At 37.3% G+C, this 8,780-nt stretch carries 8 protein-coding genes, 2 tRNA genes and 1 rRNA gene; 9 read left to right on the top strand and 2 right to left on the bottom strand.

The window, feature by feature from the left end; genetic code table 11:
• Positions 1–10: 10 nt before the first annotated feature.
• The 7 genes from rrf to LG377_RS10455 all read left to right on the top strand — a co-directional run bounded on the left by rrf (position 11) and on the right by LG377_RS10455 (position 4,986).
• A 5S ribosomal RNA gene (gene rrf / locus LG377_RS10485) occupies positions 11–126 on the top strand.
• A 20-nt stretch (positions 127–146) separates the two neighbouring features.
• Positions 147–219: transfer RNA gene (locus tag LG377_RS10480), tRNA-Val, on the top strand.
• A 12-nt stretch (positions 220–231) separates the two neighbouring features.
• Positions 232–304: transfer RNA gene (locus LG377_RS10475), tRNA-Lys, on the top strand.
• A 306-nt stretch (positions 305–610) separates the two neighbouring features.
• The gene (locus LG377_RS10470; RefSeq protein WP_225744599.1) at positions 611–1,084 is read left to right on the top strand and encodes a CtsR family transcriptional regulator; all 474 of its coding nucleotides are present in this window, start codon (positions 611–613) and stop codon (positions 1,082–1,084) included.
• 18 nt (positions 1,085–1,102) lie between these two features.
• Positions 1,103–3,604 (top strand): ATP-dependent Clp protease ATP-binding subunit, encoded by a 2,502-nt coding sequence (locus tag LG377_RS10465; protein WP_225744598.1) that lies wholly within the window; start codon positions 1,103–1,105, stop codon positions 3,602–3,604.
• Between the two features lie 138 nt (positions 3,605–3,742).
• A complete protein-coding gene (locus tag LG377_RS10460) occupies positions 3,743–4,564 on the top strand; it encodes a manganese catalase family protein (RefSeq protein WP_225744597.1) in 822 nt (273 codons plus the stop codon).
• 83 nt (positions 4,565–4,647) lie between these two features.
• A complete protein-coding gene (locus tag LG377_RS10455) occupies positions 4,648–4,986 on the top strand; it encodes a hypothetical protein (protein ID WP_225744596.1) in 339 nt (112 codons plus the stop codon).
• 58 nt (positions 4,987–5,044) lie between these two features.
• Here the strand turns inward: LG377_RS10455 and LG377_RS10450 are convergent, their stop codons facing one another.
• Positions 5,045–5,908, bottom strand: coding sequence for a helix-turn-helix domain-containing protein (locus LG377_RS10450; RefSeq protein WP_225744595.1), 864 nt, complete (start codon positions 5,906–5,908; stop codon positions 5,045–5,047).
• Between the two features lie 100 nt (positions 5,909–6,008).
• On the opposite strand from LG377_RS10450, the gene tadA reads away from it, so the two are divergent.
• On the top strand, positions 6,009–6,548 hold the full coding sequence (gene tadA / locus LG377_RS10445) for a tRNA adenosine(34) deaminase TadA (protein ID WP_225744594.1): 540 nt from the start codon (positions 6,009–6,011) through the stop codon (positions 6,546–6,548).
• Between the two features lie 17 nt (positions 6,549–6,565).
• Here the strand turns inward: tadA and proC are convergent, their stop codons facing one another.
• On the bottom strand, positions 6,566–7,357 hold the full coding sequence (proC, locus tag LG377_RS10440) for a pyrroline-5-carboxylate reductase (RefSeq protein ID WP_225744593.1): 792 nt from the start codon (positions 7,355–7,357) through the stop codon (positions 6,566–6,568).
• A 451-nt stretch (positions 7,358–7,808) separates the two neighbouring features.
• Between proC and LG377_RS10435 the strand changes: the two genes are divergently transcribed.
• The gene (locus LG377_RS10435) at positions 7,809–8,768 is read left to right on the top strand and encodes an IS30 family transposase (protein WP_225743103.1); all 960 of its coding nucleotides are present in this window, start codon (positions 7,809–7,811) and stop codon (positions 8,766–8,768) included.
• Positions 8,769–8,780 lie beyond the last annotated feature (12 nt).

The following is an 8,780-nucleotide window of genomic DNA, read 5'->3' as shown; positions in this document are numbered from 1 at the left end:
AGAGTCATTGTGCGGTAATGATGGCGGGAAGGATCCACCTGTTCCCATTCCGAACACAGCCGTTAAGCTTCCCAGCGCCGAGGATAGTGAGGGGTTTCCCCTTGTGAAAGCAGGACGTTGCCGTGCAAGGCTTTTTTTTCTTTAAAGGAGGTTTAGCTCAGTTGGGAGAGCATCTGCCTTACAAGCAGAGGGTCAGCGGTTCGAGCCCGTTAACCTCCATATTTTTTTTCAGAGCCGTTAGCTCAGTCGGTAGAGCATCTGACTTTTAATCAGAGGGTCGCAGGTTCGAACCCTGCACGGCTCATCTCAATAGATGTGATACAAATAGATTCATTAAAGCCAATGTATAATGCAATGGCTTTTTTTGTTTATTCTATTTGCTGTAACTTTACTGAGTAAAGAGTTGATATTTGATTATTCTACCCTGGAAAAAATAGCAATGATGACAAGAGTTCTTGCTCTTTTAAATTACACATAACACTGGTATAATATGTTTAGTCAAAGTTAGTCAAAGAAAGAAATTGGTTTGAAAAGGAGGATATTGAAACGAGGTTTATTGGTCACTATAGCTATTAGTGAAAGGTAACAATCGTTTTGATAATGATTCAACATGGAAAATCAAAACATGTCAGATATTATAGAAGCTTATTTGAAAAAAGTTTTGAAGCAGCAAGAAAAAGTTGAAATCAGACGTAGTGAGATCGCACAATTGTTTGATTGCGTTCCTTCTCAAATAAATTATGTAATCAATACAAGATTCACGATCCAACAAGGCTATCTCGTTGAAAGTAAGCGCGGAGGTGGCGGATACATTCGGATTATCAAAGTTCGTTTGCTTGATGAGTCTGATTTAATGGATACGATGATTGAAATTATTGGGAAGAGTATCTCTGAAAGAGATGCACAATCAATTGTACAAACGTTGTACGAGGATGATATTATATCCAAAAGAGAAGCAAAGCTAATGCTAGTAGCTGTTGATAAAACATTGTATACTGGAGATCGAATAATTGATAATCAGATTAGAGCTAATTTATTGAAAAGTATGATCGCAAATTTAAAGTATGAAGAGCCAAGAGAATAGAAGGGCGGATTAAATTTTATGAATGAGTTATTTACGGATAAGGCCAAAAAAGCCTTGTTAATTGCACAAGAAGAAGCGAAGGGATTCCGCCACCGTACTGTAGGAACTGAACATATCCTATTAGGATTGGTAATAGAAACTGAAGGAATCGCTGGAAAAACATTAAGACAATTGTCTCTTTCAGAAGAAGAAGTAAAAGAAGAAATTGAACATTTTACAAGTTATGGACCGGGTAAGGCGTTACCTTCCAGTGCGGTATTACCGTACTCTCCTCGAGCACGTCAAGTCATTAAGTATGCTACTGATGAAGCGAGAAGAATGCAACGTCCCCAAGTTGGAACAGAACATCTACTTTTAGGACTTTTAAGAGATGATGATATTCTTTCTTCTAAAATCATGAATAATCTGGATATCAATTTATCTAAAACAAGACAAATGGTATTGAAAAAACTAGGTGTTCAAGAAAATAAAGGAAGAAATGGATTTAAAGGTCGCAGACCAGCAAAAGGACCGAAATCTGTAGATGGAACACCTACGCTAGATTCTTTAGCCCGTAATTTGACACAGGCAGCGAGAGAAGACCGTCTGGATCCAATTATCGGAAGAAACAAAGAAGTTCGTAGAATTATTCAGATTTTGAGTAGACGTACAAAAAATAACCCTGTACTAGTAGGTGATCCTGGTGTCGGTAAAACGGCAATTGCTGAAGGACTTGCACAAAAAATCGTTGCGGGAGAAGTACCTCCTGTATTGAGAAACAAACGATTGATGACTTTAGATATGGGTTCTCTTGTTGCGGGAACTAAATACCGTGGAGAATTTGAAGAACGTATGAAAAAAATCATTGATGAGATTTATGAAGATGGAGAAGTTATCTTGTTTATCGATGAATTGCATACGTTAATAGGCGCTGGTGGTGCTGAAGGCGCAATAGATGCATCTAATATTTTAAAACCGGCATTAGCTAGAGGTGAGTTGCAAACAATTGGTGCAACGACACTTGATGAGTACCAAAAGCATATTGAAAAAGATGCTGCGCTTGAACGTCGTTTCGCATCTGTTCAAGTAGACCCGCCATCAGAGATTGAAGCGGAAGCGATTCTAATGGGATTGAGAGAGCGATATGAGGAACATCATGGTGTTTCTATAACAGATGATGCAGTTCATGCAGCTGTACATTTCTCAACCCGATACATCACTTCAAGACAATTACCAGATAAAGCAATCGACTTGATGGATGAATCAGCGTCCAAAGTACGTATCGATTCTAGTGATCAACCAACAACAATGTCTAAAGCAAACCAAAAGTTGGAAGATCTAACTAGAATGAAAGAAGAAGCTATACAAGATCAGAACTTTGAAAGAGCTGCACAAATTCGAGAAAAAGAAATGAAACAACGTAAACGTATCGAAACACTTGTTCAGAATGAACAGACTTCAGATGAAGATCAACTTGAAGTAACAGCTAAAGACATCGCAGAAGTTGTTTCTCAATGGACAGGTATTCCTATCCAACAAATGGAGCAAAAAGAATCTGATCGATTACTCAACCTGGAAAAAGTGCTACATGAACGCGTTGTAGGACAAGGACCAGCGGTAATCGCGGTATCTAAAGCAATCAGACGTGCAAGAAGTGGATTAAAAGATCCTAATAGACCAATTGGTTCATTTATGTTCTTAGGACCTACAGGAGTCGGTAAGACTGAGCTGGCAAAATCTTTAGCTGAGGCTATGTTTGGTAGTGAAGATTCTCTGATTCGAGTAGATATGTCAGAGTATATGGAAAAATATAGTACAAGCAGACTAGTTGGATCTCCTCCTGGTTATGTAGGATATGATGAAGGTGGACAACTGACTGAGAAAATTCGTCAGAAACCTTATTCCGTGATTTTACTGGATGAAGTAGAAAAAGCGCATCCGGATGTATTTAATATTTTATTACAAGTACTGGATGATGGTTTATTGACTGATGGAAAAGGTCGTCAGGTCGATTTCAAAAATACGATCATTATTATGACTTCCAACCTTGGTGCTACAGCGTTGAGAGACGAGAAATCAGTAGGTTTCGGCGTTGTTGACAAACGATTCGATCATACAGCTATGGAAAAGAAAATTCGCGAAGAGTTAAAAAATGCTTTCCGTCCAGAGTTCTTGAACCGAGTGGATGATACAATCGTATTCGAATCACTTAAAAAAGAAGAACTACGCGAAATTGTTAAATTGCTTACGCAAAGCATCGTTAAAAGAATGGATGAACTGGGTATCACTCTTAAAATCACTTCATCAGCAATGGATGTTATTGCTAAAGAAGGATTTGATCCAGAGTATGGTGCTAGACCTTTACGTAGAGCTATTCAGTCTAAGATTGAAGACAAACTAAGTGAAGAATTGCTTTCTGGAAATATTGTTTCAGGTGATAAATTGACGATTGGCGCATCAAAAGGTGAAATCACGTTGAAAATCAAAAATCAATCCAGTGATATAAATCAGACAGAAGCGATTCCAGTTAAAAATCAGTAAGATGAAAAAAGACTAGCTATTTTATAGCTGGTCTTTTTTTAAGTAAATAAATAACAAGCTCTATTATTTGTTCACTTTACTTGATGATGATATAGTTCTTTTTGTACAATACTATCATAAAAGGAGATGTTTGTTTTTATGTTCATGCACAGTAAAAAATTACAATATCCTGCAAAACCAGACCGCCCGGATCCAATTATGGCAAGAAGACTTCAAGAGATTCTTGGTGGGCAATGGGGCGAAATGTCCGTTATGAATATGTACTTGTTCCAAGGTTGGAATGCCCGTGGAAATGAAAAATATAAAGACTTACTTTTAGACACAGCAACAGAAGAAATTGGACACGTTGAAATGATTGCGACAATGATTTCACAACTTCTTGAAGGCGCACCACTTTCTACACAAGAGGAAGCTGTTAAAGATCCTGCAACGGCTGCGATTATGGGTGGAATGAATCCACAACATGCTATTGTATCTGGACTTGGAGCAGCTCCAAGAGATTCCAACGGTAATCCATGGACTTCTAATTATATCGTTTCCAGTGGTAACCTGTTAGCAGATATGAGAATGAACGTAACAGCTGAATCACAAGGTAGACTACAAGTTGCGAGACTTTATGAAATGACAGATGATAAAGGGATTAAAGATATGCTAGGATTCCTTCTTGCAAGAGATACACAACACCAACTTCAATGGATTGAAGCCATCAAAGAACTTGAAGGAAAAGAAGGGATTGTTGTACCTGGACAAGTTCCTGAAAGTTATGAAGTCAGTGATGTTTCACATATTCTTTATAACTTCTCAGAAGGTGAAGATAGCAAGAAAGTCGTCGATGGTAAAAAAGCCGTAGATGGTAAAGAATTTGAGTATGGCGAAAAACCAGAAGCAATGGGAGAAAAACCAATGCTGAAACCTGTAAGTAAAGATGTATACAATACACCACCAAGTGACTTACTTTAATGAGTTGAAGTGCATATCTTTAGTGAAATAAAAAAATTTCTGTTATCCTATAAGTAACAGTTCAAGAAAGGATGACAAATTTTATGAAAAATATGGATAATTCAAACAAAGGTATTTTCTTAGGAATTGGTTTTGCCGTTTTAGTAGGTGTCGTAGCATTTGTATTTTCTTCTGACAATGCAATGGAAAAAACACATTCTGTTGTAAACCGCAAGAAAGCAAAACACTTATTCAAAAACAAAATGCATGGTGGGAAAAAATCTTCTAAAGTTGTGGATAAATTATCAGATGAAGAAATCAATAGCTTGATGGGAACAGTCAGTAAAGTCAAAGATATTGAAAATAGCTTATCTGACGTATCATCCGACTTCAAAGAATTTTTCAACGATAAAGTAAAAGATGCAAAAAAAGCACTCAAATAAAAATGGACCGTATAGTTGGCTTTTCAACTGTACGGTCTTTTTATTTTGTAATGTGATGTTAAAGGGTCAACAAGTAACAAAGCGCTAACTCATCGATTTGTTTTAAAGCCAGACCGGTTAATTCATGGAATCGTTCGATTCTATATTGAAGCGTATTTCTATGAACAAAAAGTGATTTAGCGGCCATACTGACATTACCTTGATTTTCCCATAAAGCACGAATCAATTCTTTAGCATCTTCTATGAGATCAATTTTTTCTTTTAAGGCATGAATGAGATGACTTTTACTAAGTGCACTCTCCGTAAAGTAATGAAGCGATACATCGGTCAATGAACCCATACGTCCATTAAAATGAGGAGATTCTTGCTGAAAAATCGTGCGCTCTTCTTGAAAAAGTTGACGAAGTTCTAATGCAGGCTCCCAATATTGGCCTACATAACAAATTGTTTTTAATGAGAAATCGTCTTCAAGAGTCTGCAAGGTACCTTCAATCTCATCATTATCTAAAAAAGCTGCTTCAATAGGTTGTATGATTGTGTATAAGTCGTCTGACCAGAAGAAACTATCAATAAGCGGTTCAAATAGAGTTTTGGCAGATTCGGACCACAAAGTAGGATCAAATTGCCTATCTTTTTTTTCAAGTTTAAGTTGAATCATTCTAACTTTACCAGTAGTTTTAGGAATGACTTTTCGCTTACCAATCAAATATTCATACCAATGAGACGTTTGATGTTGAGTGAAGGAAGATTCCTGATTCTGATAAAACATCGTTAATAAATCGATTTCATTTTGCGAAAGGACAGATTTAGGTATTTGAATCCATTTGTTTTTATAGGGTAAGGAAAGTAAGTTTTGTTTAATCGTTGTGGTATCCGCCAAAGTGGCATCAGGATAAATCTTTTTTAGATTTGAAAACTTCACAATTGGTCCTCCAGATGATGATGTGATTAAATTCATTTTAACACTGTTCAGGAGAATAAGAAACTACGGTATAATATAGAAAAGGCATAGGAGATAGTCGATGGATCAATATGAAAAAGAACGATGGATGCAGGAAGCAATTGCTGAAGCAAGGAAAGCTGAAGCCATAGGAGAAGTCCCGATTGGCGCGGTAGTGGTTCATAAGGGAGAAATTATTGGTAGAGGCCATAACTTGAGAGAAACCTCACAGAATGCTACAACTCATGCTGAAATGATTGCGATACAAGAAGCTAATCAGAGCTTAGGCAACTGGAGACTTGAAAATTGTCAACTGTTTGTAACACTTGAACCATGTGCTATGTGCAGTGGAGCGGTTTTACTTTCTAGAATTGGGGAAGTTTATTATGGACCGGGAGATCTTAAAGGAGGGACGGCAGGCACTTTAATGAATTTGCTGGATGACTCCAGAATGAACCATAGAGCAACCGTTGAGAGTGGTATTCTTGAAGAAGAATGCAAGGCGTTACTGACTAATTTTTTCAGAGCTTTAAGAGAAAAGAAAAAAAGGTTGAAACAAGCACGTATTGAGATAGAGGCACAAAAAATCGAATCCATAGATTCAGAAAAAGACTCTCCTTAGAAAGGAAAGTCTTTTTCTTATCTAGACATCTGATCGTTCTTTTCAACCATTTGATCAACAGAGGTGATAATGGAAGAAGAAAACTCGGATTGTAAAAGAGATAATATACCATCTACTGTGATGCCACCAGGGGATGAAACCTGATCAATCAGTGTCCAAGGTGTATCATCAGATTCTAAAACAGTTTTTCCACTGCCTAATACAGCCTGAGCGGCAATCATCGTAGCCTTGTCTTTTGGAAGTCCATATTTTACAGCAGCGCGAGCCAAGGTATCTATAAACATAAAAACTAGTGCGGGAGAGCTTCCAGCAATTGCAATAAAAGCACCTAACTGAGACTCAGGTAAAACAACAACTTCTCCTACTGCTGAAAAAATTTTCTTTGATTGTTCCAGTTGATCAATAGTTAATTCGTCTTGTTCAATGATTGCGGTTATTCCTTCGCCTACTTGAGCATTTAAATTGGGCATCGTTCGAACAAATGCCGCCCCATTTAAAAGGTCATTTAATTGAGCATTCGTGATACCAGCAACTACTGAAATAACGAATGGTTTATTCTGCTGATCGATTCCATTCAACACGTCTTCTACTTGATAAGGTTTTACAGCTAAGATAATCACTTCTGACTGATCCCAAACGTTTTGGTTGTCAGAATAACCTTTTATATTAAAACGGTCTTCCAGTTGTTTTCTTTTGGACTCCGTTTTATTTGAGAATAAAAGATCATCTGGTTGTGCTAAGTGGTTTTTGAGTAGTCCGGTAGCGATAGCTTGTGCCATATTTCCGAATCCGATAAATCCTATTTTCATAATCAAGCCTTCTTTCCTACATAGTAGTTAAAGTATAGCATATCAGATATCACGGAAAGTAGAGGTGAAATTAAAAGAAAACCTATAGATTAAATTAATTTAATGATTACGGTTGACTTATCTGATATTACCCTTTATGATTGTCATAATATAAAAAAGAGAGGAGATGAACAAGAATGAATTTTAAAAACGTAAAATCACTTAAAGCTTTTTCTGGTTCATCTATTCTCTTATTAGTCAGCCCATAAACAGGATTCTATTGTCATAATAGAGTCCTATTTCGTATTTTGAATGGGCTCGCGGTAAAGTGCACAATCGCCGGCCTATTTAAAACATAGGCTGGCTTTTTTATATAACGCCGATTGTAAAATTAAGCTAGACAACTAAAAAAGTCATTCGTGGTACACTCAAAATGTATTTCCGACCAAAGAAAACATAGGAGTGATCACGAATGACCTACACCCATCTTACCACGGAAGAACTTGTAATGATAGAAGCCTATTTCCACCAGAATATATCTGTCTTGAAGATCTCGACCTACCTCCATCGGTCGCGTCAAACGATTCACAAAGTCATTACTTTCCTAAGGAAAGGATGTACTGCGCTTGATTATTTCAAACAGTACAAAGAAAATAAACAACGGTGCGGGAGACGCTCTATTTGTTTACCGCAAGATCAAAAATCTTACATTCAAAAGATGGTTGCTCAAGGATGGACACCCGATGTCATTATAGGGCGTGCAGAGAAGCCCATCGCTTGCTCTGTACGTACCTTGTATCGACAGTTCAAACAGGGACTTTTTGATCAAGCAACGCTTCCGATGAAAGGAAAGCGCAAACCAAATGGTCATAAGGAAAGACGCGGTAAGCAAGCATTCAAAAGAAACATTTCCGAACGGCTAGATGATTATCCTCATTTTACAAAAGAATTTGGTCACCTAGAAGGTGACACAATCGTTGGGGTTCATCATAAAAGTGCTGTGATCACATTAGTCGAACGATTATCAAAAGTCATTATTACTTTGAAGCCCGACGGGCGCAAGGCACGTGATATCGAAGCTGCGGTAAATAATTGGTTCAAGACTATTCCAAGAAATCTCTTCAAATCTATCACGTTTGATTGTGGAAAAGAATTTTCTAACTGGAAATCCATTAGTAATCAACAGGATATAGCGATTTACTTTGCGGATCCAGGGACACCCTCCCAACGAGCTTTAAATGAACATTCTAACGGTCTACTCCGAAAAGATGGTCTCCCTAAAGAAATGGACTTCAATCAAGTAGATCAATCATTTGTTTCAAATATCGCTTCAAATAGGAACCATATTCCAAGAAAATCTTTGAACTACCATACACCATTAGAAGTATTTTTGAGACACATTGATGGACAAGAACTGTCTAACTTAATTTGACAAATGGAATAA

The sequence above is a fragment of the Marinilactibacillus sp. Marseille-P9653 genome (genome assembly GCF_916618885.1).
In the GTDB taxonomy this organism is placed as follows: domain Bacteria; phylum Bacillota; class Bacilli; order Lactobacillales; family Carnobacteriaceae_A; genus Marinilactibacillus.
This window is presented reverse-complemented; position numbering and strand designations above follow the sequence as displayed.

Coding starts and splice junctions, on each gene's coding strand:
- LG377_RS10470 (WP_225744599.1), top strand. CDS start 611: ATGGAAAATCAAAACATGTCAGATATTATAGAAGCTTATTTGAAAAAA.
- LG377_RS10465 (WP_225744598.1), top strand. CDS start 1,103: ATGAATGAGTTATTTACGGATAAGGCCAAAAAAGCCTTGTTAATTGCA.
- LG377_RS10460 (WP_225744597.1), top strand. CDS start 3,743: ATGTTCATGCACAGTAAAAAATTACAATATCCTGCAAAACCAGACCGC.
- LG377_RS10455 (WP_225744596.1), top strand. CDS start 4,648: ATGAAAAATATGGATAATTCAAACAAAGGTATTTTCTTAGGAATTGGT.
- tadA (WP_225744594.1), top strand. CDS start 6,009: ATGGATCAATATGAAAAAGAACGATGGATGCAGGAAGCAATTGCTGAA.
- proC (WP_225744593.1), bottom strand. CDS start 7,357: ATGAAAATAGGATTTATCGGATTCGGAAATATGGCACAAGCTATCGCT.
- LG377_RS10435 (WP_225743103.1), top strand. CDS start 7,809: ATGACCTACACCCATCTTACCACGGAAGAACTTGTAATGATAGAAGCC.